This window comes from Streptomyces sp. NPDC016677, from assembly GCF_055562815.1.
Genome location: NZ_JBVHEO010000016.1, coordinates 22,994 through 47,424 on the forward strand (window position 1 = coordinate 22,994; position 24,431 = coordinate 47,424).

Here is a 24,431-nt window from a genome sequence, read left to right on the forward strand (position 1 = left end):
GCGATGGCCGCGACGGCTTACGTCGGCCGCGACGGCTTACGTCGGCTGCGACGGCCGCCAACGGCGTCAGCCGGCGGTCCGGTGGCTTCCCGGACGGCCGGCTCTCCGACGGCTGCCCGGCCGGTGTACCGGACAGCCGCCCGCTGTGCCCGACAGACCGCCCCCGTACCGAACAGCCACCCCCGTACCGGACGGCCACCCGCTGCACCCGACAGCCGCCCCCGTACCGGGCAGCCGCCCGCCGCGTCAGACCGGTTCGGCCGCCGGTGCCTTCAGCGGCGCCGTGCCCTCGCCCGGGCCGTCTCCGGGTTCCTGGCCCGTCTTCGGGCCCGTCCCCTTCAGCGGGACCTCCTTGACGAACACGGCCGCGACCAGCGCGAGCACCGCCACCCCGGCGCCGAGCAGGAACGCCCCGTGGGAGCCCGCCGACACGGCGTGCTGGTACGCGTCCCGGGCCAGCTCCGGCAGCTTGGCGAGGCTCGCCGCGTCGAGCTGGGCGGACTGCTCGGTCACCTTCGAGCCCAGGTCCCCGGCCCGCTCGGCCATCACGTCCTGGACGCGGTGGTTGAAGAGCGCGCCCATGATCGCGACGCCGAAGGAGGAGCCGAGGGTGCGGAAGAGGGTGGTGGACGAGGAGGCCACGCCCATGTCCCTCATCTCCACGCTGTTCTGCGCGACCAGCATGGTGATCTGCATCAGGCAGCCCATGCCGAGACCGACGACGGCCATGTACACCCCGGAGGTGAACCGCGAGGTCTCCGTGTCCATCAGCGACAGCAGGAACAGCCCGACCGTCATCAGCGCGCCGCCGACTATCGGGAAGATCTTGTACCGGCCGGTGTTGGTGGTCACCCGGCCCGCCACCATCGACGTGACCAGCATCGCGCCGAGCATCGGCAGGAGCAGCAGCCCGGAGTTGGTCGCGGACGCGCCCTGGACCGACTGCTGGTACAGCGGCAGGAAGAGCGTGGCGCCGAACATCACGAAGCCGGTGATGAAGCCGATCACGGACATCAGCGTGAAGTTCCGGCTGCGGAAGATGTGCAGCGGCATGATCGGCTCGGCGGCCCTGGTCTGCCAGAACACGAACCCGACCAGCGCGGTGACCCCGATGCCGATCAGCTCCATGATCCGCGCGGAGGTCCACGCGTACTCCGTGCCGCCCCAGGTGGTGACCAGGACGATCGCGGTGATGCCGATGGTCAGCAGCGCGGCGCCGAGATAGTCGATGCGCGTCTCGGCCCGCTTCTTCGGCAGGTGCAGGACGACGCTGATCAGCACCAGCGCGACGGCGCCCAGCGGCAGGTTGATGTAGAAGGACCAGCGCCAGCCCCAGTGGTCGGTGATGGTGCCGCCGACCAGCGGTCCGCCGATCATCGCCAGCGCCATGACGCCGGCCATCATGCCCTGGTACTTGCCGCGCTCGCGGGGCGGTATCAGGTCGCCGATGATCGCCATGACGCCGACCATCAGACCGCCGGCGCCCAGGCCCTGGACGGCGCGGAAGCCGATGAGCTGGCCCATGTCCTGGGCCATGCCGCTGAGCGCCGAGCCGATCAGGAACAGGACGATCGACGTCATGAACGTGCCCTTGCGGCCGTACATGTCGCCGAGCTTGCCCCACAGCGGCGTGGCCGCAGCGGTGGCGAGGGTGTACGCGGTGACCACCCACGAGAGATGTTCGAGTCCGCCCAGCTCGCCGACGATCGTCGGCATCGCGGTGCCGATGATCATGTTGTCCAGCATCGCGAGCATCATCGCGATCATGAGCGCCAGCAGGACGACCCGCACGCTCCTAGGTTGTTTCTCGCCGGTCGCCCCGGCCGTCGCTGTTTCCGCCATCGCTCCGTCTCCCCCAGCCTCCGGGGACTTACTTGCCGCCCGGCTAGTGACTACACTCGGAAGGTAGCCGCGCAACTAGCCGGGCGTCAAGTAAGTTTCCCGGAAGGCCCGCGACGTGCGCGGCACGCAGGCGACGTAGGAAGATGGGCGACACGATGGACGGCACAAAGCAGCACCGACGCCGCGGGGACACCCGCCAGCGCATCCAGGACGTGGCGCTCGAACTCTTCGCCGAGCAGGGCTACGAGAAGACCTCCCTGCGCGAGATCGCCGAGCGCCTGGAGGTCACCAAGGCGGCTCTCTACTACCACTTCAAGACCAAGGAAGAAATCCTGGTCAGCATCTTCGAGGACCTCACGCAGCCCATGGAGGAGCTGATCGAGTGGGGGCTGGAACAGCCCCGTTCCCTGGAGACGAAACAGGAACTGGTGCGCCGGTACAGCACGGCCCTGTCGGACGCCGCCCCGCTGTTCCGCTTCATGCAGGAGAACCAGGCGACGGTACGGGAACTGCGCATCGGCGAGATGCTCAAGAGCCGCACGCTGAGCCTGAAGGACATCCTGGTCGACCCCGAGGCGGACATGACCGACCAGGTGCGCTGCGCCAGCGCGCTGTTCACGCTGCACGCGGGGATGTTCCTCCTGTACGACCTCGAAGGCGACCCCGAGACCAGGCGCAAGGCCGTTCTCGAGGTCGCCATCGATCTGATCACCCAGGCCCATCAGGGCAGCTGAGGCTCTTGTCGGGTCACCCCCGCGCTGACACCCGTCAGACGGTCACACCGTGCGAGCGCAGGAAGGCCACCGGGTCGACGGCCGAGCCGTAGTTCGGGGTCGTACGGATCTCGAAGTGCAGGTGCGGGCCGCTGGAGTTACCGGTGGAGCCGGAGGCGGCGATGTGCTGGCCGGTGGTGACGACCTGGCCGATCTTCACGTCGATCCGCGACAGGTGGGCGTACTGGGAGTACGTGCCGTTGCTGTGCTTGATGACGATGGCGTTGCCGTAGGCGGGGCCGTCACCGGCGCCGTTGCCGCCGGCCTTGACGACGGTGCCGCCGTGCACGGCCATCACGTTGGTGCCGGTGGGCACGGCGAAGTCCTGGCCACTGTGCTTGGCCGACCACATGCCGCCGGCCTGGTTGAACTTGGCGCTGAGCGTGTAGCTCTTGACCGGGTCGACCCAGGAGGCGGCCTTCTTGGCGGCGGCCTGCTCGGTCTCGGCCTTCTTGGCGGTGGCGGTCTTCGCGGCCTTGGCCTGAGCCTCGGCCTGCGCCTGGACGGCACCGGCGGTGCTGGAGGCCGCCGTGGTGTCGGCGGCTGCCGCGACCCCGGCTCCCAGCGCGACCGAGGCTCCCAGGCCGGCGGCCAGGACTGCGGCGCGGGTGCGGATGGCGGTCGTACGGGAAGAGCGGGACGTGACACGCGGAGACATGCGGAACCTCATGGGGACGGGATCAGGGAAACGCCCATCCGACGAACGGTCGCTCACCGGGCGGGCTCCACCTTGGTAACCCACCCGGCCGTACCAGCACAAAGGTGTGACCTACGACCGTATCTAGTAATTGAGGTCGAAACTTCTCTTCGCGCGACAGGTCTCCCATTCAGGACAAAGCAGGTCAGAAGGGCGGGCGCACGGCTCATCCGTACGGAGATATGCCCTATTTGTTAGTTCTCGCCCTTTCCACTATTCCCCGTAGTACCCCCCGGATCGCCTGTGCGGCACATCACCGGCACCCATGATCGACGGCTGGCGGATTGTGACGGGGGCTACTCCGGCGCGGGGCGCGACCGAGGTGCGCCCGCCACTACTTACCCGTCGGTAACCCCACGGTCCCTTCCGCGCCACCCTCGTCGTCGAGCATGCACGCGACAACAACAGCGTGTACGGCTCGTACGAACGGGAGAAGCCCCTATGCCCAGACGCCCCTGGCTGCGTCGGCTCGCCCTGACCACCGTCTCCGCGGCGGCCCTCGCCTCCCTCGCGGCGCCCGCCGAGGCGGCGACGAGCGCTCCCGCGTCCACCGGCTCCGCCGCCGTGACGGCCTCCGCCGCCGCAGCGGACGTCGACTACGACACCTGGCAGCGGGACTGCCAGGCCGTGATGGACCAGGCGCTGCCCTACCTGAAGCAGCGCATCGCCGCCGCGGGCCCCGGTGAGAAGCAGGCCGTCGTCCTCGACATCGACAACACCTCGCTGGAGACCGACTTCGGCTTCAGCTTCCCGCAGCCCGCCAACCGGCCGGTGCTGGAGGCCGCCCGGTACGCCCAGGAGCACGGCGTCGCCCTGTTCTTCGTGACCGCCCGCCCCGGCATCCTCTACGCGCCGACGGAGTACAACCTCGACCAGGCCGGCTACGAGGTCTCCGGCCTGTACGTCCGCGGCTTCTTCGACCTCTTCGAGGATGTCGCCGCCTACAAGACCGCCCAGCGCGTCGCCATCGAGTCCCAGGGCTACACGGTCATCGCCAACATCGGCAACAGCGCCAGTGACCTGTCGGGCGGCCACGCGGAGAAGACGTTCAAGCTGCCGGACTACGACGGACAGCTGTCGTAGCCCCCCAGCCCCCCAGCCCCAGCCCCCCCCCTAGCCCCCCTAAGCCCCCGTAGCCTCCGGCAGCGTCTGGCAGCCTCCTGGCGGGCGCGGCGCTGCGCTGCGGGGGGGGCCGTGCGGGTGTGCGTGCCGGGCCCCCCTACGCGGGTCCTGCGCGGGCTTCCTGCGCGGGCGCGTACGGCCCTGTGCGCGGGCATGGAGAAGGGGCCGGTGCTCTGGTGAGCACCGGCCCCTTCTCGTCGAGGCTTACGCCTCCTTGCTCAGGTTCGGTCCGGCACCGCCGGCCGCCTGCTCGATCGGCGGGACGTCGGGGAGCGCCGACTTCTCCTCACCCCGGAAGGTGAAGGTCTTGGCCTCGCCCTCGCCCTCGGTGTCCACGACCACGATGTGACCGGGGCGCAGCTCGCCGAAGAGGATCTTCTCCGACAGCGTGTCCTCGATCTCGCGCTGGATCGTGCGACGCAGCGGACGCGCGCCCAGCACCGGGTCGTAACCCTTCTTGGACAGCAGCTCCTTGGCGGACTGGGACAGCTCGATGCCCATGTCCCGGTCCTTGAGGCGCTCGTCCACCTTGCCGATCATCAGGTCGACGATCGCGAGGATGTCCTCCTGGGTCAGCTGCGGGAAGACGACCACGTCGTCGACGCGGTTGAGGAACTCGGGCCGGAAGTGCTGCTTCAGCTCGTCCGAGACCTTGTTCTTCATGCGCTCGTAGTTGGTCTTCGTGTCACCCGCGGCGGCGAAGCCGAGGTTGAAGCCCTTGGAGATGTCCCGGGTGCCGAGGTTGGTCGTCATGATGATGACCGTGTTCTTGAAGTCCACGACCCGGCCCTGGGAGTCGGTCAGGCGACCGTCCTCCAGGATCTGCAGCAGCGAGTTGAAGATGTCCGGGTGGGCCTTCTCGACCTCGTCGAAGAGGACGACGGAGAACGGCTTGCGGCGGACCTTCTCGGTCAGCTGGCCGCCCTCTTCGTAGCCCACGTAACCGGGGGGCGAACCGAAGAGACGCGACACCGTGTGCTTCTCGCTGAACTCCGACATGTCGAGGGAGATCAGCGCGTCCTCGTCACCGAAGAGGAACTCGGCGAGCGCCTTGGACAGCTCGGTCTTACCGACACCGGACGGACCGGCGAAGATGAACGAGCCACCCGGACGCTTCGGGTCCTTCAGACCGGCCCGCGTACGGCGGATCGCCTTCGAGAGCGCCTTGACGGCGTCCTTCTGGCCGATGACCCGCTTGTGCAGCTCGTCCTCCATGCGCAGCAGACGCGAGGACTCCTCCTCGGTGAGCTTGAAGACCGGGATGCCGGTGGCGGTCGCGAGGACTTCGGCGATCAGCTCGCCGTCGACCTCGGCGACGACGTCCATGTCGCCGGCCTTCCACTCCTTCTCCCGCTTGGCCTTCGCGGCGAGGAGCTGCTTCTCCTTGTCGCGCAGGGAGGCGGCCTTCTCGAAGTCCTGCGAGTCGATCGCGGACTCCTTGTCGCGGCGGACGCCGGCGATCTTCTCGTCGAACTCGCGCAGGTCCGGCGGCGCGGTCATCCGGCGGATGCGCATCCGGGAGCCGGCCTCGTCGATCAGGTCGATCGCCTTGTCCGGCAGGAAGCGGTCCGAGATGTACCGGTCGGCCAGGGTGGCCGCCTGGACGAGGGCCTCGTCCGTGATGGAGACACGGTGGTGGGCCTCGTAGCGGTCACGCAGACCCTTGAGGATCTCGATCGTGTGCGGCAGCGAGGGCTCGGCGACCTGGATGGGCTGGAAGCGGCGCTCCAGGGCCGCGTCCTTCTCCAGGTGCTTGCGGTACTCGTCCAGGGTGGTGGCACCGATGGTCTGCAGCTCGCCGCGGGCCAGCATCGGCTTCAGGATCGAGGCGGCGTCGATGGCGCCCTCGGCGGCACCCGCACCGACCAGCGTGTGCAGCTCGTCGATGAACAGGATGATGTCGCCGCGGGTGCGGATCTCCTTGAGCACCTTCTTCAGGCGCTCCTCGAAGTCACCGCGGTAGCGGGAACCGGCGACCAGCGCGCCGAGGTCCAGGGTGTAGAGGTGCTTGTCCTTGAGGGTCTCGGGCACCTCGCCCTTGACGATGGCCTGCGCGAGGCCCTCGACGACGGCGGTCTTGCCGACACCGGGCTCACCGATCAGGACCGGGTTGTTCTTCGTACGGCGGGACAGCACCTGCATGACCCGCTCGATCTCCTTCTCGCGCCCGATGACCGGGTCGAGCTTGGACTCACGAGCGGCCTGGGTGAGGTTCCGGCCGAACTGGTCGAGGACCAGGGACGTCGAGGGGGTGCCCTCGGCAGGCCCGCCGGCGGTGGCGGTCTCCTTGCCCTGGTAACCGGAGAGCAGCTGGATGACCTGCTGCCGCACCCGGTTGAGGTCTGCGCCCAGCTTGACCAGGACCTGGGCGGCGACGCCCTCGCCCTCACGGATCAGGCCGAGCAGGATGTGCTCCGTGCCGATGTAGTTGTGGCCCAGCTGAAGGGCCTCGCGGAGCGACAGCTCCAGGACCTTCTTGGCACGGGGGGTGAAGGGGATGTGACCCGACGGGGCCTGCTGGCCCTGGCCGATGATCTCCTCCACCTGCTGGCGGACCGCCTCGAGCGAAATCCCGAGGCTCTCAAGGGCCTTGGCGGCGACACCCTCACCCTCGTGGATCAGGCCCAGGAGGATGTGCTCGGTGCCGATGTAGTTGTGGTTGAGCATCCGGGCTTCTTCCTGAGCCAGGACGACAACCCGCCGCGCGCGGTCGGTGAACCTCTCGAACATCGTTAATCGCTCCTCAGAGCGGTCAGGCAGTAAGGGGAACTTCCCCTCCCTGTCCTTCCGCAGCTTAGTCCCGCAAGCGGGGACCGCTCATTCCAACTGCCGACACCGTCGATGGCCTCCTGACCCGCAACGCCGACATCTGCTCCAACCCGATGGTGCGAGACGATGTTCCCGCAGGCCAGGCACTTACCCCAGTCGCCAGTACGCCGATGGCGAACGCGAGACGGCCTTTTCTGCGTGTCGCCCCCTCCCACTAGGGATGTCTTACCCGCTCGGACTGACAGTCCATGCCGCGCACACCGTTTCCCTCCGCTACGGGCGAACAACCTTGTGCCTCGCCGCACCCCCGCACGCCCCCTCACCCGGCACACTGCGTGTCCACTCAAGCACCCACCGTAACTCGCGCCTCCCGGGGCGGTTGCTCTTGGCATGGTCGGTGTCACACCCGAGGTCCCTCCGGACGCTCCCGCGGCCCCGGATGCTTCCGCCGCCGTGGCGTGGGAGCGGGTGCGGCGGTGGTACGAGTGCGGGCTCGGCTGGGAGACGGCACCGGGGATTCCGGTACGGCTGCGCACCGGCGTCCGCTTCGACGTGCTGGACGTTCCCGCCGAGGCCGGGCACGCGTCCCTGCGGCGGCTCGGCACGCACGCTCCGGTGGCGCTGCGGGGTGACCGGATGCTGCTGCTGGTGGCCGCGGGCAGCGCGGAGGAACTGCCGGGGCTGCTGCGGTGGCTGGAGTGGGGGTCGCTGCCGCTGGACCTGTCGGCGAGCGGGGCGGGCGGCCTCATGGAGGCGCCGCTGCCGTGCGGGGCGGGGTGTCTCGCGGGAGGGGCGGGGCCCTCGCCCTACCGGGCGGGGTGTCTCGCGGAAGAGGCGGTCTCCTGCCGGGCGGACGCCCTCTCGGGAGGGGCGGTCTCCCGCCGGGCGGGCCGGCCGGTGGGAGGGGCGGGCCCCGGTGGCGGTGGGCAGGGGGCCGCTGTGTGGTTGCGGCCCCCCGTGCCGGGGAGTGAGGTCGAAGCCTCGTTGCCGACGCTGTCGGCTGCCGGGGCTCTGGGGGGCGTTGGGGGCGCCCCCGGTCGCGCACCCGATCTCGCACGGCTGGTCGACACGGTGGCCACGCACTGCCATCGCGTCCGGCTGCGGGGCGCGGGCCCGCCGCGCTCGCAGGGGTGCCAGTGAACGCGCCGCCGATTCCGTCGCCGGGTGTCCGACGGTGATTCGGGCGGCGGAACCGGTGATCAGCCGTTGGCCTTCTCGTAGGCCTCGCGAATGGTCGCCGGAACACGGCCGCGGTCGTTGACCTCGTAACCGTTCTCCTTGGCCCAGGCGCGGATCGCCGCGGTGTCCTGGCTGCCGCCGGAAGCGGCGCGGGCCTTGCCGCGTCCGCCGGAAGTACGGCCTCCGGTGCGCCGGCCGCCCTTCACGTAAGGGTCGAGCAGGTCACGGAGCTTGTCCGCATTGGCAGTGGTGAGATCGATCTCGTACGTCTTGCCGTCCAGCGCGAACGTCACGGTCTCGTCCGCCTCGCCGCCGTCGAGGTCATCGACAAGAAGGACCTGAACCTTCTGTGCCACCGGATTTCCTTTCATCGATAACTTGAGGGCCGGGGTCCGCCGGGGTCCGCCGTATCGCCGCCCCTTGTTATATGCAGTACTGCAGTACGTCGGAAAGCAAACCGCTTTTGCCGGAAAAACACAAACCCCCGGCGGAGAGCAGCCGCTCCGCACCGGGGCCGGAACATGTGCGTTTCGGACAAAGGGCACCCGTGAGGGGTCGCCTAGGAGGAATAAACCTGGCGGATGTGTGCGGATCCCGTGCGGCAGAACCGGGAGATGCGGGAGACCCGGCGGTGACGATCACAGATGCAGAAGCATCCGGCTGTTGCCCAAGGTGTTCGGTTTCACTCGTTCGAGGCCCAGGAACTCCGCGACGCCCTCGTCATAGGAACGGAGCAGCTCCGCATAGACATCGGTGTCAACCGGCGTCTCGCCGATCTCCACGAAGCCGTGCTTGCCGAAGAAGTCGACTTCGAAGGTCAGACAGAAAACCCGGCGAACGCCGAGCCAGCGCGCGGTCTCCAGCAACTTCTCCAGCAACTGATGACCGACGCCCGCGCCCTTCAGGCCGGGCTTCACCGCGAGAGTCCGTACTTCCGCGAGGTCTTCCCACATCACGTGCAGGGCGCCGCAGCCCACCACCTCGGCGTTGTCGTCCCGCTCCGCGACCCAGAACTCCTGGATGTCCTCGTAAAGCGTCACCGTCGCTTTGTCGAGCAGGATGCGGCCGCGTACGTACGCGTCGAGGAGCCGGCGGACGGAGGGGACATCGCTGGTGCGGGCCCGGCGTACGGTGATGGCTTTTGCGGTGACTTCGGGGCTCACTGCTGACATGAGCGGACGCTATCGCTCATCGGGTCCGGGTGCGGAGCCGGGGTTCCGGGGAGGGTTCAGGGGCTCGGGTGTTTCTGGGCCCTGGGCGATGCGGATGGCGTCCCTCAGGGCCTGCCGCTGTTCCTCGCTCATCATGCCGAAGAAGGCGATGAGGGCGGCTGCCGGGTTGTCGCTCTGGGACCACGCGTCGTTCATCAGGGCGGCGGCGTAGGCGGCGCGGGTGGAGACCGCCTCATATCGATAGGCCCGGCCTTCGGCCTCGCGGCGGACCCAGCCCTTCTGATGGAGATTGTCCAGAACGGTCATCACCGTGGTGTAGGCGATCGACCGTTCCTGCTGGAGATCTTCAAGGACTTCTCGTACCGTCACCGGGCGGTTCCACTTCCACACCCGGGTCATGACCGCGTCTTCGAGTTCTCCCAATGGGCGAGGCACGTTCAGCACACTAGTGGGAGATTCCGCCCGGGGCGTGCTGGACGTGCGGTTCACCGGCGAATCGGACGAGAAGGGGCGGTTCAGGCCTCGGTCCGGCGAGTGCCCTCCGCCTGCGCGATGGCGGCGTCGACGGCCGCGTCCTCCTTGGCCTTGTTGGCGCCGCCCTGGGTCTTCACGATCACCCTGATCACGGCGATGAAGAGCACGGCCATGACGACCGGGGGCAGGAGCGCGGAGACGTAGTCCATGACCCCAGGGTAGCCACCGGGCCGGATCAGCCTGCCGCGAGGTGCTGCCCCGGGGTGCCGGCGCCGGGGGACGGAGCCGGCTTGCGGCGGGGGAAGACCTCGCCCGGGGTGGGTACGGGGCGCTTGGGGGTGGCCGGTGGCGGGCTGGGCTGGGGGCGGGGGGTGCCGGGCTTCCGGTCCCGGTCGGGTTCGCGGTCGGGGCGGGCGGCGGGGCCGCCGCCGGGGAGGGCGAGGAGGCGGGTGCGGGCGGCGGGGACGGTGGGGATGAGTGCCTGGCAGCGCCTGAGGAGGGCGGCGGCGGTGGGATTGCCGCGGAGGGCGCCGAGCGCGGTGAGGTCGTCCCGGGCCGGGCGGTGGCCGGCGCTCAGCGCCTCGTCCAGGAGCGCGAGGTAGCCGGCGGCGGTGCCGGGGAGGGCGGCGCGGTACCGGGCGAGGTCGGCCAGGAGGAAGGCACGCAGTCGGGCGCTCTCCCGCGTCGCCTCGTCGAGGGACTCGGCCAGGCGGAGGCAGTCCTGGGCGTCCTCGGTCGAGACGGGGCTGGGGCTGAGGGCGAGGGCGAGGGCGCGGCGGAGCACACGCAGCTCCTCCACACCGAACGCCAGGCCGCCGCGGGATCCGTAGGGCGTGGGCATGCGGCGACGATACGCGCTAATCAGACAAACTCGGCACAGGGTGGCGGGTGTGGCGTATCGGTCCCACTCGGGTGGGTGGGACCGATACGCCTGCGGCGGCCTGCGCGGGCTCGGTGGGGGTGCGCGTAGCGCCCAGGGTGCGGTGCGGGTGGTCGGGGCCGGGGTGGGGGGTGTCCGTCCTCGGAACGGCGCGGAATCGGTCTCCTACGGGGGTGCGGCGGGTTGACGCGCCAACCGCTGCGGGCGGACGCCCCCCACCCCGGCCCCTTCCCGCCGTACGCGACTGCGGGTGTGGGCGCGTCCCCGTTGTCAGAGGCGGGACACGTTGCGTTCGTAGACCAGGCGCAGGCCGATCAGGGTCAGCCACGGTTCGTGTTCGTCGATGACCGAGGACTCGCCCAGGACCATCGGCGCGAGTCCGCCCGTCGCGATGACCGTGACGTCGTCCGGGTCGTCGGCGAGTTCGCGGGCCATGCGGCCGACCACGCCGTCGACCTGGCCGGCGAAGCCGTACACGATGCCCGCCTGCATGGCCTCGACCGTGTTCTTGCCGATGACGCTGCGGGGGCGGGCCACCTCGATCTTGCGGAGCTGGGCGCCCTTGACGCCCAGGGCGTCGACGGAGATCTCGATGCCGGGGGCGATGACCCCGCCGACGTACTCCCCGCGGGCGGACACCGCGTCGAACGTCGTCGCCGTGCCGAAGTCGACGACGACGGCCGGGCCGCCGTAGAGGTCGACGGCGGCGACCGCGTTGATGATGCGGTCGGCGCCGACTTCCTTGGGGTTGTCGGTGAGGATCGGGACGCCCGTCTTGACGCCCGGTTCGACGAGGACGGCCGGGACGTCGCCGTAGTAGCGGCGGGTCACCTCGCGGAGTTCGTGGAGGACGGAGGGGACGGTCGCGCAGATGGCGATGCCGTCGATGCCGTCGCCCAGTTCGTCGCCGAGCAGCGGGTGCATGCCCATGAGGCCCTGGAGGAGGACCGCCAGCTCGTCGGCGGTGCGGCGGGCGTCGGTGGAGATGCGCCAGTGTTCGACGATCTCGTCGCCGTCGAAGAGGCCGAGGACGGTGTGGGTGTTGCCCACGTCGATGGTCAGCAGCATGGTTCGCCTACTCCGCCGGACGCAGGTCGAGGCCGATGTCGAGGATCGGGCTGCTGTGGGTGAGGGCTCCTACCGCGAGGTAGTCGACGCCTGTCGCGGCGTAGGTCTTGGCGTTGTCCAGGGTGAGGCGGCCCGAGGCTTCCAGGGCGGCGCGGCCCCCGACCAGGGCGACGGCTTCCTCGCATTCGCCGGGGGTGAAGTTGTCGAGGAGGATCAGGTCGGCGCCCGCGTCCAGGACCTCGCGGAGCTGGTGCAGGGTGTCGACCTCGACCTCGATGGGGAGGTCGGGGAAGCGGTCGCGGACGGCCTGGAAGGCCTGGGCGACGCCGCCCGCGGCCACCACGTGGTTGTCCTTGACCAGAGCCGCGTCCGAGAGGGACATGCGGTGGTTGACGCCGCCGCCGCAGCGGACCGCGTACTTCTCCAGGCTGCGCAGGCCGGGGGTGGTCTTGCGGGTGTCGCGGACCTTCGTCTCCGTGCCGTCCAGGGCGTCCGCCCACGCGCGCGTGGCCGTCGCGATGCCGGAGAGGCGGCAGAGGATGTTCAGCGCGCTGCGTTCGGCGGTGAGGAGGTCGCGGGTGCGGGAGGTGACCGAGAGGAGGGGCCGGCCGGGTTCGACGCGGTCGCCGTCGTCCACGTGGCGTTCCACCTCGAACTCGTCCGTGCAGACGACCGACAGGACCGCCTCGGCGACCCTGAGGCCGGCCACGACACCCGCCTCGCGGGCGGTGAAGTCGGCGGTGGCCACCGCGTCCTCGGGGATCGTGGCGACCGTCGTCACGTCGACGCCGTTCGCGAGGTCCTCCTGGACGGCGACGTTCGCGATGTCCTCGATCTCGACGGGGTCGAGGCCGGCTTCGGTCAGGAGCTGGGCGAGCGCGGGGTCGAGACCGCACTCCAGGTAGTCGTCCTCGCCGGCGTATCCGGCTCCGCAGGCGCAGCCGTCGCCGCAGCCTCCGTCGGGGGCGAGGGGGAGGTCGTGGGTGCTCACGTCGTCACTGCTCCTGAGGGATCTTGGGCGGTCTGCGCCGGCTGTCCGGTCGGGGGAAAGTCTGCGGCCTGTGTGGTGTGCACGGCGAGGGCACGGTCCGGGTTCAGCCGTACGACGATGTGGCGGCGCCATGCCGTGTCGTCGCGGTCGGGGTGGTCCTCGCGCCAGTGGCAGCCCCGGGTCTCCTCGCGCAGGACGGCCGCGGCGAGGAGCGCGCGGGCGACGCACAGGAGGTTGGTGGTCTCCCAGGTGTCCACGCCGGGCTCGGCGGTCTTGCCGTGCTCGTGGAGGGCCTCGCGGGCCTCGTCGTGGAGGTGCTGGAGGCGGTCGGCCGCCCGGGTGAGGGACTTGGCGGAGCGGAGTACGCCGGCGCCCTCGGTCATGATCCGCTGGAGGGTGAAGCGGGCCTCCGGGGGGAGGAGGGGGTGCGCGGGGCGTTCGGGACGGGCGTACGGGGCGGGGGTGCGGGCGGGCCGGGGGGTGGCCGTGATGTCGGCGGCGATGCGTTCGGCGTAGACCAGGCCTTCGAGGAGGCTGTTGGAGGCCAGGCGGTTCGCGCCGTGCACGCCGGTGCAGGCGACCTCGCCGCACGCGTAGAGGCCGGGCACGGTGGTGCGGCCCGCGGCGTCGGTGCGGACGCCGCCGGAGGCGTAGTGGGCGGCCGGGGCGACGGGGATGGGCTCGGTGACCGGGTCGATGCCGTGGGCGCGGCAGGCGGCGAGGATGGTGGGGAAACGGGTCTCCCACATGGCCGGGCCGAAGTGGCGGGCGTCCAGGTACATGTGCTCGGCGTCCTGTTCGAGCATGCGGCGCGTGATCGCCTTGGCGACGATGTCCCGGGGGGCCAGTTCGGCCAGTTCGTGCTGCCCGAGCATGAAGCGGGTGCCGGCCGCGTCGACCAGGTGGGCGCCCTCGCCGCGTACCGCCTCCGAGACCAGGGGCTGCTGGCCCTCCGCGTCCCGGCCGAGGAAGAGGACGGTCGGGTGGAACTGGACGAATTCGAGGTCGCTGACCTCGGCGCCCGCGCGCAGGGCGAGCGCGACGCCGTCGCCGGTGGAGACGGCGGGGTTGGTCGTCGCCGAGAAGACCTGGCCCATGCCGCCGGTGGCGAGGACGACTGCGGGGGCGTGGACGGCACCGACGCCGTCGTGCCGGCCCTCGCCCATGACGTGCAGGGTGACGCCGGCCGTGTGGCCTTCGGTGTCCGTGAGGAGGTCGAGGACCAGGGCGTTCTCGATGGTGGGGATGGTGCGGGCGCGTACGGCCTCGACCAGGGCCCGGGAAATCTCCGCGCCCGTCGCGTCGCCGCCCGCGTGGGCTATGCGGCGGCGGTGGTGACCGCCCTCGCGGGTCAGCTGGAGGGCGCCGTCGGCCGCCTCGTCGAAGTGCGCGCCGGTGGCGATGAGGCGGTGTACGGCGTCGGGGCCCTCGGTGACCAGGATGCGGACCGCCTCCTCGTCGCACAGGCCGGCGCCCGCGACCAGGGTGTCGTCCAGGTGCTGCTCGGGGGTGTCGCCCTCGCCGAGGGCCGCGGCGATGCCGCCCTGGGCCCAGCGGGTGGAGCCGGCGTCCAGGCGGGCCTTGGTGACGACGACGGTGCGCAGTCCGGCGGCCTCGCAGCGCAGGGCGGCGGTGAGGCCGGCGACGCCGGAGCCCACGACGACCACGTCCGCGTCGATGGCCCAGCCGGGGGCGGGAGCGTGCAGTCGTATGCCTGTGCCTGTGCCTGTGTCTGTGCCGGTCATGCGGTGGCTCCGGAGGGTTCGGGGGTTCCGAAGGTGAGGGGGATGTTGTCGATCAGGCGGGTGGTGCCGACGCGGGCGGCGACGGCGAGGACCGCCTCGCCGGTGAAGTCCTCGTCGATCTCGGTGAAGTCGGAGGGGTCCACCAGGGCCAGGTAGTCCAGGAGCAGGGGCGGGGTGGCGCGGGCGGCGTCGTCCAGGACCAGGCGGGCGGCGGCGCGGACGGCCGCCGGGCCGCCCTGGACGTCCGGGGCCGCCTGGGCGACGGCGTGCGCGTCGGCCGCGGCGCGGGACTCACCGAGCTTGCCGAGCGCCTCGGCACGCGCGTGCGTGGCGGGCACTTCGCGGGCCCGGGCGCGCAGCGCCTCCTGGGCGGCGTGCCGGTCGCGGCCGGCGAACAGGGCCTGGGAGAGGGCGAGGGCGGTACGGCGTTCCGCCGGGGAGAGGTAGCGGTTGCGGCTGGAGAGGGCGAGGCCGTCCTCCTCGCGGGCGGTGGGGACGGCGACGATCTCGATGCCGAAGTTCAGGTCCCTGACCATCCGGCGGATCAGGGCGAGCTGCTGGGCGTCCTTCTGGCCGTAGAGCGCCACGTCGGGGCGGGTGAGGTGGAGGAGCTTGGCGACGACCGTGAGCACGCCGTCGAAGTGGCCGGGGCGGGAGGCGCCCTCCAGGCGTTCGCCCATCGGGCCGGCCGAGACGCGGACCTGGGGTTCGCCGCCGGGGTAGACCTCGTCGACGGACGGGGCGAAGACGGCGTCGGCGCCGGCCCGTCCGGCGAGGGCGAGGTCGGCGTCCAGGGTGCGGGGGTAGCGGTCGAGGTCCTCGCCGGCGCCGAACTGGAGCGGGTTGACGAAGACGGTGACGACCACCTCGCCGTCCGGGCCCGCGATCCGGCGGGCGGTGCGGATCAGGGTGGCGTGGCCCTCGTGCAGGGCGCCCATGGTCATCACTACGGCCCGGCGGCCACGACGTCCGGCGCGCTCACGCGCGTGCAGTTCGGTGGCGGTGCTCAGGAGGGCGGGGGTGTGAGCGGATGCCGGGGTGGGGGCGGGGGCGGCGGTCATCGGGGGGTTCCTTCGGGGCCGGTGGGGCCGGGAGGGGCAGGGGGGCCGGGAGGGCCAGGAGGGGCAGGAGGGGCAGGGGGGCCGGGAGGGCCAGGAGGAGAGTCGGGGCCTTCAGGCCGTTCGGGGTCTGTGGGGCCTTCAGGGTTTGTGGGGCCCGCGGGGTCAGTGGGGCCCGCGGGGCCGGTCGGGCCTTCGGGGTCGGTCGAGCCCGCGGGGCCGGTCGGGCCTTCGGAGCCGGTCGGGCCTTCGGGGTCGGTCAGGCCGGCGAGGTCGGTCGGGCCGGCGGGGTCGGTCGGGTCCCCGGGGCTCCCTCCAGTGACCGCGGCCCCCGTGGTCCCCTCAGCCCCCCGAGTCCCCCCGGCGAGCACCCCCAGCAGGTCCTCGGCGAGGCGTGGCTCCAGCAGGCCGTGGGCGAGGGCCCGGTCAGCGGTCGCGCGGGCCATGGCCAGGTAGCCGGCGACGGCGCCCGGGGCGTGCGCGCGCAGTTCCTCGATGTGCGCGGCGACCGTGCCCGCGTCCCCGCGCGCGACGGGGCCGGTCAGGGCCGCGTCGCCGGAGCGCAGGGCGTTGTCCAGGGCCGCGCCGAGCAGCGGGCCGAGCATCCGGTCGGGGGCGCCGACACCGGCGGTGCGCAGCAGCTCCAGGGACTGGGCGACCAGGGTGACCAGGTGATTGGCGCCGAGGGCGAGCGCCGCGTGGTACAGCGGGCGTTTCTCCTCGTCGATCCACTCCGGCTCGCCGCCCATCTCGATGACCAAGGCCTCGGCGGCCAGCCGCAGTTCCTCGGGCGCGGTGACGCCGAAGGAGCAGCCGGCCAGCCGCTGCACGTCGACGGGGGTGCCGGTGAAGGTCATCGCCGGGTGCAGGGCGAGCGGCAGGGCGCCGGCCCGCAGGGCGGGGTCGAGGACGCGGGTGCCGAACCGCCCGGAGGTGTGGACGAGCAGCTGGCCCGGGCGGATCGCGCCGGTCCCGGCGAGGCCGGACACCAGGGCGGGCAGGGCGTCGTCGGGGACGGTGAGGAGGACGAGTTCGGCGCGCTGGAGGACCTCGGCGGGCTCCACCAGCGGTACGCCGGGCAGGAGGGCCTCGGCGCGGCGCCGGGAGGCGTCGGAGACGCCCGAGGCGGCGACCGGGCGGTGCCCGGCGAGCTGGAGGGACGCGGCCAGCGCGGGACCCACCCGGCCGGCGCCGACGACGCCGACGGTGAGCCGCGCGGGGCGGTCCCTGGGATCTGGCTGTGGGGTTGTGTTCACGCGACGGTGGCCTTCCCGTTCCAGTCCGCGCTGGGTACCGGACGATTTCTCGTCATGTTAACGCGATCGGTCCTCGCGGGGCCGTTCGTCCACAGGCTGTGGGGAGCGGACGGGGCGCCGCCACAGGCGTCCGCCGCGGGCACCGGCCACGGCGGACGTCCCGTGTCGCCCGCCGGACGTCACCCTGCATGATCGGCCCCATGACTACGACGGATGACGCGGAGCGGCGGGACGGCGAGAAGAGCGGGCGGATGCCGGAGACGGAACGGAAGTCGCAGCTCCGCAAGCGGCGGCAGGCCGCTCACCGGGGCGCGCGGCGGGTGCTCGCGCGCCCCGGCTTCCTCGCCTCGCTCCGGGATCGGCTGGCCCTGCTGGACGGCGCCGGAGAGCTGTACGACCTGGACGAGCCGGCCGACCAGTACGGCAACGGCGTCGTCACCGCCCTGGAGGAGCGGGTCGCGACGCTGCTCGGCACGGAGGCGGCGGCGTTCTTCCCGACGGGCACGATGGCCCAGCAGGTCGCCCTGCGCTGCTGGGCGGGCCGCACCGGCAGCCCGGTGGTCGCCCTGCACGGGCTCAGCCACCCCGAGGTGCACGAGGGGGGCGCCTTCAGCCAGGTCAGCGGATTGTGTCCGGTACGGCTGACGAGCGCGCCCCGGCAGCCCACCGCCGAGGAGGTACGTGACTTCGAGGAGCCGTTCGGGACGCTGATGCTGGAGCTTCCGCTGCGCGACGCCGGGTATCTGCTGCCCACCTGGGAGGAGCTGACCGAGGTGGTGGGGGCCGCCCGGGAGCGGGACGCCGTGGTCCACTTCGACGGGGCCCGGCTGTGGGAGAGCACCGCGCACTTCGGCCGGCCGCTCGACGAGATCGCGGGCCTCGCGGACAGTGTCTACGTGTCGTTCTACAAGTCCCTCGACGGCTTCGGCGGCGCCGCCCTCGCCGGTCCGCGGACGCTCGTGGAGGAGGCGCGCACCTGGCGGCACCGTTACGGCGGCATGGTCTACCAGCAGTTCCCCACCGCCCTGTCGGCCCTGGCCGGCCTGGAGCGGGAGCTGCCCCGGCTGCCGGACTACGTGACGCACGCGCGCGTGGTGGCCGACGCGCTGCGGGAAGGGTTCGCGGCGGCGGGCGTGGCGTGGTCGCGGGTCCACCCCGAGGTGCCGCACACCCATGAGTTCCAGGTCTGGCTGCCGTACGACGCCGATCTCGTCGCCGAGGCGGCGGTGCGGCAGGGCGAGGAGACGGGCGTCCTGCTCTTCGCCCGCCCCTGGAACTCACCCGGGCCGGGTCTGGCGATGACCGAGGTGAGCGTGGGGGCCGAGGGACTGGAGTGGTCGGCGGAGGATGTACGGGCGGCTGTCGCCGGCTTCGTGGGACGGCTGGCCGTAACGGACACGGGAGCCCGGTGATCACTCAGGTGCGCGGTTGTACCGGGCGATGGTGGCCTTGCCGGTGTCGGCGTCCAGGAAGGTCAGTGACCACGGCCCCGTGTTGACATCGAATTCCTTGCCGAATCCGACCCATTTCCCGGCCATCCGGCGACCCGTCGGCTCGACCAGCATCTGTACGGCGCCGAAATAGCGCGCGCCTCGGTAGTAGCCGTCCCGCGCGGTCTGTTCGGTCCAGGTGCCGGTCACGATGTTGCCCTCGACCTGGAGGTCCAGGGTGAGCGGGCTGTCCGGGTTCAGGGAGCCCTGGGGCAGGCTGCGGCCCGTGAGCCGGTTCCCGTGCTGAAGCAGCACCACGTGGTGGCGCCCGGAGAAGACAGCGTCGCGTCCGGAGCTGAAGTACTCGTACGCCGACAACCAGACGCCGCTGTAGTTGCCTCGCGGAGCGGCCTGCGGGACAGGGGCGCCCGGGGCCCGGACCGTGGTGGCGCCGCTCTCCGTGTCGTGACCGCCGCGCCCGTCGCCCGTCACCCTCAGCTGCGGAACGGCGGCGGCGAAGCCCAGGGCCTCGATGGGCAGGCCGGTGACGCTTTCGAGCGCACGGGCATAGACCGGCCGGGGCGCGGCCGTCTCCCCGCTCTCCCAGCGCTGAACGAGGCGTTTCGAGGCGTCGTTGGGCTGACCCGCGCGGACTCCGGCCTCTCGGACCGCGCGGGCGAAGTCGTCCTGGGACATGACCATGCCCAGCCGTACCGCGCGCAGGGGGCTGTTCGGTGTGCTCATACGTCCACGGTACGCATCCGAGGCGTCACACGACACCGAAATGACGCCCTTGGTGACGTCGGAACGACGCCCTCACTGCCGCCGCGCTCCCCTCACCCGGTACCCGATCGTGAGTCACGTGAAGGACACAGAACGTGACGCCCCTGGCCGCCCGGATCACCCCGGCCTGACCATCTCGGTGTACCGCATCGACCCGGTGACACTGACGCGCACACAGGTCCGCCCCCTCCGGACGATCCCGCCCGCCGATCCGCCGCCGTTGAGCACGGGCTTCCCCCCGTGCGCGTGCCCGCGCTGCTCCGCCCGGCCGGAGGAGGTGCCGTGAGCCCGCGGCGGACACCGGTTCTCCCCGCATCTTCGCAACCGCGCCTGCCGCCCGCGGATGCGCGCACGGTCCGCGTCGAGGGGCACCACCGCAACACCGGCCCGTAGCGGAGCCCGCCCGAACAGCGGCTCGCTCTGCGGCCGGCCGCCGCATGTACGGAGCCTGCGCCCCGCCCGTCTGCGGCAGCGGGCGCGGCGGCCGTCCCCTCAGCCCCGCCCACCGCCCGCCCGCACCAGCCCCGTCTCGTAGGCCAGGACCACCACCTGCACCCGGTCCCTGAGACCGAGCTTGGTGAGGATGCGGCCGACGTGGGTCTTCACCGTCGCCTCGGACAGGACGAGCCGGGCGGCGATCTCGCCGTTGGACAGGCCCTGGGCCACCAGCACCATCACCTCACGCTCGCGCTCGGTGAGCCGCTGGAGCCCCGCGTGCGGCGGCTCCTGGACGCCGCTGGGCAGCATCGGAGCGAAGCGGTCCAGCAGGCGCCGGGTGGTCGACGGGGCGACCACCGCGTCGCCGCTGTGCACCGAGCGGATGGCGGCGAGGAGTTCGGCGGGCGGCACGTCCTTGAGGAGGAAACCGGAGGCGCCGGCCTTCAGCGCCGAGAACGCGTACTCGTCGAGGTCGAAGGTGGTCAGGATGAGCACCTTGGGGGCGCCGGGCTCCCCGCAGATGCGCCGGGTCGCCTCCACGCCGTCCAGCTTGGGCATGCGGACGTCCATCAGGACGACGTCCACGGCGGTGGCGCGCAGCACCTGGAGGGCCTCGACGCCGTCGCCCGCCTCCGCCACGACCTCCATGTCCGGCTGGGCGGCGAGCACCATCCGGAAACCGGTGCGCAGCAGCGCCTGGTCGTCGACGAGCATGACGCGGATGGTCATCGGGGCTCTTTCCTTGATGGGAGGTGATGGGGTCATGGGGATCGGGGCGTCCGGGCGACAAGCCCGGCTCAGTGGGCCGGTTTGAGGGGCAGCAGGGCACTGATGCGGAATCCTCCGCCGGGGCGCGGGCCCGCGTCCAGTGTGCCGCCCACCATGCCGACCCGTTCCCGCATGCCGATCAGGCCGTGGCCCTGCCCGTCGAGCCCGCCCTCCTCGTACATCTCGTGCGGGGCGCCCTTGCCGTCGTCCTCGACGAGCAGGCCGAGCCCGTCGTCGAAGTAGACCAGACGCACGCTCGCCCCGGCGTCCGGGCCGCCGTGCTTGCGGGTGTTGGTGAGCGCCTCCTGCACGATGCGGTACGCGGTCAGCTCCACGCCGCTGGGCAGCGGGCGCGGGGTGCCCTCGACAGCGAAGTCGACGGGCAGCCCGGAGCCGCGGCACTGTTCGACCAGGTCCTCGATCTGCTGGACGTCGGGCTGGGGAACGTACTCTCCCGCCTCCTGGTGTTCGCCGGTGCGCAGCACGCCGAGCAGGCGGCGCATCTCGGCGAGCGCCTGGCGGCCGGTGGAGGAGATCGTCTCCAGGGCCTTCTTGGCCTGGTCGGGCGCGGCATCCAGGACGTAGGCGGCGCCGTCGGCCTGCACCACCATCACCGAGACGTTGTGCGCGACCACGTCGTGCAGCTCGCGGGCGATCCGGGCGCGCTCGGCGGCCACCGCCACCTTGGCCTGCGCCTCGCGCTCCTTCTCCAGCCGGGCGGCACGCTCCTCCAGCTGCGCGAAGTACGCGCGGCGGGTGCGGACGGAGTCGCCGAGTACCCAGGCGAGCGCGAACGGCACCGTCATGAACACCGTCAGCGCGATGTTGCCCGACACCCCCGTGTACTCGTTGGGCCAGCGCAGCTGGGCCATGGGCGCCGCGCACAGGCCGGTCGCCAGCGCCAGCCGGGAGGCCCAGCGGGCGCCGGTGGCGGCCACCGTGTAGACGATCACCAGCATGGCGAAGTCGGCGGCCATCGTGGCGAGGTCCAGTGCCAGCTGTCCCGCGCCCAGCACGAGGGCCAGCAGCAGCATCTTCTCCGGCATCCGCCGGCGCAGCGCCACCACCAGGCACAGCAGCACGGCGAACGGGATGATCAGCGCCGGGGCATCCATCCCCCTGTTCACCTGTCCCGCGCTCGCGGACAGCAGGGTGAGCGCGAGCAGGACGAGGGCCCAGAAGAGGTCGACCCCGGTGGGGTGCCTGCGGAGGAAGTCGTAGAGGCGCTGCACGTAACCCAGCGTAGGGAAGGCCGATAGGTGCAGGGGTCAACCGGAGGGCCGATCCCGAGCGGGCGTGTGTACTCCGCAAGGTGGAGGCCGTGCGCGCCCGCACGGCTGCGGTCCGTAGCCTGAGGCGGTGACAGAAGGGGCGACAGGGGTTTCGCGGCAGGGCTGGCGGGGGTGGCGGGACGCGGCGCGGGAGGCTTTGTACGGACCGGACGGCTTCTACCGCCGCCCCGAAGGACCGGCCGGGCACTTCCGTACGTCCGTGCACGCGTCGCCGCTGTTCGCCGCCGCCGTGGCGCGGCTGCTGTGCCGGGTCGACGAGGCGCTGGGCCGGCCGGCGGCGCTGGACTTCGTCGACATGGCGGCCGGGCGGGGCGAACTCGCCGCCGGGGTGCTCGCCGCGCTGCCCGCCGACGTGGCCGCCCGGGTCCGGGCCTGTGCCGTCGAGGTGGCCGGCCGTCCCCCGGGGCTGGACCACCGGATCGAGTGGCGGAGCGAACTGCCGCGCCGGATCACGGGGTTGCTGTTCGCCAACGAGTGGCTGGACAACGTACCGGTGGAGGTCGCGGAGACCGACGCGGCGGGAGTGGCGCGACGGGTCCTGGTGCGGAGCGACGGGGCCGAGCGGCTCGGGGAGCCGGTCGGCGGGGCCGACGCCGACTGGCTGGCGCGCTGGTGGCCGCTGCCGCCGGAGCCGGGGCGGCGGGCCGAGATCGGGCTCCCCCGGGACGCCGCCTGGGCGTCCGCCGTGTCGGCGCTCGACCGGGGGCTCGCCGTGGCCGTCGACTACGCGCACACGGCGGACGCCCGCCCGCCCTTCGGGACGCTGACGGGGTTCCGCGACGGCCGGGAGACGCGGCCCGTGCCGGATGGCTCGTGCGACATCACCGCCCATGTGGCGCTCGACGCGTGCGCGGCGGCGTGCACGCCCCCCGAGGCCGCCCGCACACCTCCCGAGACGGCGTACCCACCTCCCGACACGGCAGGCACACCCTCCGACACGGCGTGCGCGCCCTCCGACACGGCACGCACGCCCCCCAGTACGACACACGCCTCCCCCGGCACCGCACGGACACCCTCCGGTACGACGTACACACCCCCCGACACGGCAGGCACGCCCTCCGACACGGCGTGCGCGCCCTCCGACGCGGCACGCACACCCCCCAGTACGACACACGCCTCCCCCGGCACCGCACAGACACCCTCCGGTACGACGCACACACCCCCCAGCGCGGCAGGCACGCCCTCCGACGCGGCACGCACGCCCCCCAGCGCGGCAGGCATGCCCTCCGGTACGACGCACACGCCCCCCGACACCGCGCCCTCACCCCCCGGCACCGCGCACGCGCTCACCGGCGTCCGCCTGCTGACCCAGCGCGCCGCCCTGCGCGCCCTGGGCCTCTCCGGCGCACGCCCCCCGCTCGCGCTGGCGTCCAGCGACCCCGCCGGCTACGTACGCGCCCTCGCGGCCGCCGGTGAGGCCGCCGAACTCATCGCGCCGGGCGGCCTCGGCGACTTCGGCTGGCTGCTCCGGCCGATCGGGATCCCGGACCCGATCCGCGACCCGATCCCCGGCCTATTTGTCGATGTCCCCGACCACGAAGAACAGTGACCCCAGGATCGCCACCATGTCCGCGACCAGCGTCCCCGGCAGCAGCTCGGTCAGCGCCTGGATGTTGTTGTACGACGCCGAGCGCAGCTTCAGCCGGTACGGGGTCTTCTCGCCCTTGCTCACCAGGTAGTAGCCGTTGATCCCGAGCGGGTTCTCGGTCCACGCGTACGTGTGCCCCTCGGGCGCCTTCAGGACCTTCGGGAGCCGCTGGTTGACCGGGCCGGGCGGCAGCTCGGCGAGCCGGTCCAGGCAGGCGTCGGCGAGGTCGAGGGCGTTGTGCGTCTGCTCCAGCAGGCACTCGAAGCGGGCCAGGCAGTCGCCCTCTGCGCGGGTGACCACCCGCAGGGTGTCCTGGAGGTCCCCGTAGGCCAGGTAGGGCTCGTCGCGGCGCAGGTCGAAGTCGACGCCACTGGCCCGCGCGATCGGGCCGCTGACGCCGTACGCGTGCACGGCCTCGGCCGCGAGCACGCCCACGCCCCGCGTCCGCCCCCGGAAGATCTCGTTGCCCAGCACCAGGTCGTCGAAGACGTCCATGCGCGAGCGCACCGCGGACACGGCGCCACGCGCGCGTGCCGTCCAGCCGGCCGGCAGGTCCTCCTTGAGGCCGCCCACGCGGTTGAACATGTAGTGCATGCGCCCGCCGGAGACCTCCTCCATGACGTTCTGCAGCTCCTCGCGCTCCCGGAACGCGTAGAACACCGGCGTGATGCCGCCCAGTTCCAGCGGGTAGGAACCGAGGAACATCAGGTGGTTCAGCACCCGGTTCAGCTCGGCGAGCAGCGTGCGCAGCCACACCGCCCGCTCGGGCACCTCCATGCCGAGCATCCGCTCCACGGCGAGGACCACGCCCAGCTCGTTGGAGAACGCCGACAGCCAGTCGTGGCGGTTGGCGAGCACGATGATCTGCCGGTAGTCACGCGCCTCGAACAGCTTCTCCGCGCCCCGGTGCATATAGCCGATCACCGGCTCCGCGCGCGTGACGCGCTCGCCGTCCAGGACCAGCTTGAGGCGCAGCACCCCGTGCGTGGACGGGTGCTGCGGGCCGATGTTCAGCACCATGTCGGTGCTCTCCGCGGCGCCGCCGATGCCGACCATGGTCTCCGTCGTAGGAGTCATGAACCCAGTCTCCCCTACGTACGCTGGGC

Annotated in this window: 21 protein-coding genes and 2 pseudogenes; 6 read left to right on the top strand and 17 right to left on the bottom strand. The window is 72.0% G+C overall.

Going from position 1 to position 24,431, the window contains the following annotated elements:
* Positions 1-246: 246 nt before the first annotated feature.
* Entirely contained in the window at positions 247-1,842 is a 1,596-nt protein-coding gene (locus tag ACZ3IG_RS29995; RefSeq protein WP_467435980.1) for an MDR family MFS transporter, read from the bottom strand.
* A 155-nt stretch (positions 1,843-1,997) separates the two neighbouring features.
* On the opposite strand from ACZ3IG_RS29995, the gene ACZ3IG_RS30000 reads away from it, so the two are divergent.
* Positions 1,998-2,576 carry a TetR/AcrR family transcriptional regulator gene (locus ACZ3IG_RS30000; RefSeq protein WP_467435981.1) on the top strand — a complete coding sequence of 193 codons (579 nt, stop codon included), beginning with the start codon at positions 1,998-2,000 and terminating at the stop codon, positions 2,574-2,576.
* Between the two features lie 34 nt (positions 2,577-2,610).
* Here the strand turns inward: ACZ3IG_RS30000 and ACZ3IG_RS30005 are convergent, their stop codons facing one another.
* Positions 2,611-3,273 carry a M23 family metallopeptidase gene (locus ACZ3IG_RS30005; protein ID WP_467435982.1) on the bottom strand — a complete coding sequence of 221 codons (663 nt, stop codon included), beginning with the start codon at positions 3,271-3,273 and terminating at the stop codon, positions 2,611-2,613.
* A 480-nt stretch (positions 3,274-3,753) separates the two neighbouring features.
* Here ACZ3IG_RS30005 and ACZ3IG_RS30010 point away from each other — a divergent pair, with 480 nt between their 5' ends.
* Positions 3,754-4,395, top strand: a complete 642-nt coding sequence (locus ACZ3IG_RS30010; protein ID WP_467435983.1) for an HAD family acid phosphatase — start codon at positions 3,754-3,756, stop codon at positions 4,393-4,395.
* Positions 4,396-4,638: 243 nt separating this feature from the next.
* Here the strand turns inward: ACZ3IG_RS30010 and ACZ3IG_RS30015 are convergent, their stop codons facing one another.
* Positions 4,639-7,164, bottom strand: a complete 2,526-nt coding sequence (locus ACZ3IG_RS30015) for an ATP-dependent Clp protease ATP-binding subunit (RefSeq protein WP_467435985.1) — start codon at positions 7,162-7,164, stop codon at positions 4,639-4,641.
* Between the two features lie 429 nt (positions 7,165-7,593).
* On the opposite strand from ACZ3IG_RS30015, the gene ACZ3IG_RS30020 reads away from it, so the two are divergent.
* Complete coding sequence (locus ACZ3IG_RS30020; RefSeq protein WP_467435986.1) at positions 7,594-8,343, top strand: SCO3374 family protein; 750 nt, start codon at positions 7,594-7,596, stop codon at positions 8,341-8,343.
* Between the two features lie 59 nt (positions 8,344-8,402).
* On the opposite strand, the gene ACZ3IG_RS30025 is transcribed toward ACZ3IG_RS30020, so the two are convergent.
* The 10 genes from ACZ3IG_RS30025 to ACZ3IG_RS30070 all read right to left on the bottom strand — a co-directional run bounded on the left by ACZ3IG_RS30025 (position 8,403) and on the right by ACZ3IG_RS30070 (position 17,026).
* Positions 8,403-8,738 carry a histone-like nucleoid-structuring protein Lsr2 gene (locus ACZ3IG_RS30025; RefSeq protein WP_467435987.1) on the bottom strand — a complete coding sequence of 112 codons (336 nt, stop codon included), beginning with the start codon at positions 8,736-8,738 and terminating at the stop codon, positions 8,403-8,405.
* Between the two features lie 282 nt (positions 8,739-9,020).
* Positions 9,021-9,554 (bottom strand): amino-acid N-acetyltransferase, encoded by a 534-nt coding sequence (locus ACZ3IG_RS30030; RefSeq protein WP_189421975.1) that lies wholly within the window; start codon positions 9,552-9,554, stop codon positions 9,021-9,023.
* A gap of 9 nt (positions 9,555-9,563) precedes the next feature.
* Positions 9,564-9,998, bottom strand: coding sequence for a BlaI/MecI/CopY family transcriptional regulator (locus ACZ3IG_RS30035; protein WP_467436112.1), 435 nt, complete (start codon positions 9,996-9,998; stop codon positions 9,564-9,566).
* A 71-nt stretch (positions 9,999-10,069) separates the two neighbouring features.
* On the bottom strand, positions 10,070-10,237 hold the full coding sequence (locus tag ACZ3IG_RS30040; RefSeq protein ID WP_467435989.1) for a hypothetical protein: 168 nt from the start codon (positions 10,235-10,237) through the stop codon (positions 10,070-10,072).
* Between the two features lie 26 nt (positions 10,238-10,263).
* Entirely contained in the window at positions 10,264-10,869 is a 606-nt protein-coding gene (locus tag ACZ3IG_RS30045; RefSeq protein WP_467435990.1) for a hypothetical protein, read from the bottom strand.
* A gap of 309 nt (positions 10,870-11,178) precedes the next feature.
* Positions 11,179-11,976, bottom strand: coding sequence for a type III pantothenate kinase (locus ACZ3IG_RS30050; RefSeq protein WP_403541618.1), 798 nt, complete (start codon positions 11,974-11,976; stop codon positions 11,179-11,181).
* A 7-nt stretch (positions 11,977-11,983) separates the two neighbouring features.
* Entirely contained in the window at positions 11,984-12,967 is a 984-nt protein-coding gene (gene nadC, locus ACZ3IG_RS30055; RefSeq protein ID WP_467435992.1) for a carboxylating nicotinate-nucleotide diphosphorylase, read from the bottom strand.
* The gene (locus tag ACZ3IG_RS30060) at positions 12,964-14,712 is read right to left on the bottom strand and encodes an L-aspartate oxidase (protein ID WP_467435993.1); all 1,749 of its coding nucleotides are present in this window, start codon (positions 14,710-14,712) and stop codon (positions 12,964-12,966) included. The genes nadC and ACZ3IG_RS30060 overlap by 4 nt, the downstream gene beginning before the upstream one ends.
* Complete coding sequence (gene panC, locus ACZ3IG_RS30065; RefSeq protein ID WP_467435994.1) at positions 14,709-15,773, bottom strand: pantoate--beta-alanine ligase; 1,065 nt, start codon at positions 15,771-15,773, stop codon at positions 14,709-14,711. The genes ACZ3IG_RS30060 and panC overlap by 4 nt, the downstream gene beginning before the upstream one ends.
* Positions 15,770-17,026: a Rossmann-like and DUF2520 domain-containing protein gene (locus tag ACZ3IG_RS30070; protein ID WP_467435996.1), complete on the bottom strand. Its 1,257-nt coding sequence runs from the start codon at positions 17,024-17,026 to the stop codon at positions 15,770-15,772. The genes panC and ACZ3IG_RS30070 overlap by 4 nt, the downstream gene beginning before the upstream one ends.
* A 251-nt stretch (positions 17,027-17,277) precedes the next feature.
* Here ACZ3IG_RS30070 and ACZ3IG_RS30075 point away from each other — a divergent pair, with 251 nt between their 5' ends.
* Positions 17,278-18,438: a threonine aldolase family protein gene (locus ACZ3IG_RS30075; protein ID WP_467436113.1), complete on the top strand. Its 1,161-nt coding sequence runs from the start codon at positions 17,278-17,280 to the stop codon at positions 18,436-18,438.
* Here the strand turns inward: ACZ3IG_RS30075 and ACZ3IG_RS30080 are convergent, their stop codons facing one another.
* The 3 genes from ACZ3IG_RS30080 to ACZ3IG_RS30090 form a co-directional block, all read right to left on the bottom strand.
* Positions 18,439-19,200 carry a helix-turn-helix domain-containing protein gene (locus ACZ3IG_RS30080; protein ID WP_467435997.1) on the bottom strand — a complete coding sequence of 254 codons (762 nt, stop codon included), beginning with the start codon at positions 19,198-19,200 and terminating at the stop codon, positions 18,439-18,441.
* A gap of 531 nt (positions 19,201-19,731) precedes the next feature.
* Positions 19,732-20,406, bottom strand: coding sequence for a response regulator transcription factor (locus tag ACZ3IG_RS30085; RefSeq protein WP_467435998.1), 675 nt, complete (start codon positions 20,404-20,406; stop codon positions 19,732-19,734).
* Positions 20,407-20,474: 68 nt separating this feature from the next.
* Complete coding sequence (locus ACZ3IG_RS30090) at positions 20,475-21,677, bottom strand: sensor histidine kinase (protein ID WP_467436000.1); 1,203 nt, start codon at positions 21,675-21,677, stop codon at positions 20,475-20,477.
* A gap of 127 nt (positions 21,678-21,804) precedes the next feature.
* Here ACZ3IG_RS30090 and ACZ3IG_RS30095 point away from each other — a divergent pair.
* A pseudogene (locus ACZ3IG_RS30095) lies at positions 21,805-22,600 on the top strand (SAM-dependent methyltransferase); the annotation flags it as partial.
* 386 nt (positions 22,601-22,986) lie between these two features.
* Positions 22,987-23,286 (top strand): annotated as a pseudogene (locus tag ACZ3IG_RS30100) (SAM-dependent methyltransferase); the annotation flags it as partial.
* Here ACZ3IG_RS30100 and ACZ3IG_RS30105 read toward each other — a convergent pair.
* Complete coding sequence (locus ACZ3IG_RS30105; RefSeq protein ID WP_467436001.1) at positions 23,251-24,402, bottom strand: NADH-quinone oxidoreductase subunit D; 1,152 nt, start codon at positions 24,400-24,402, stop codon at positions 23,251-23,253. The pseudogene ACZ3IG_RS30100 and the gene ACZ3IG_RS30105 sit on opposite strands and share 36 nt — an antisense overlap.
* Between the last annotated feature and the right edge of the window lie 29 nt (positions 24,403-24,431).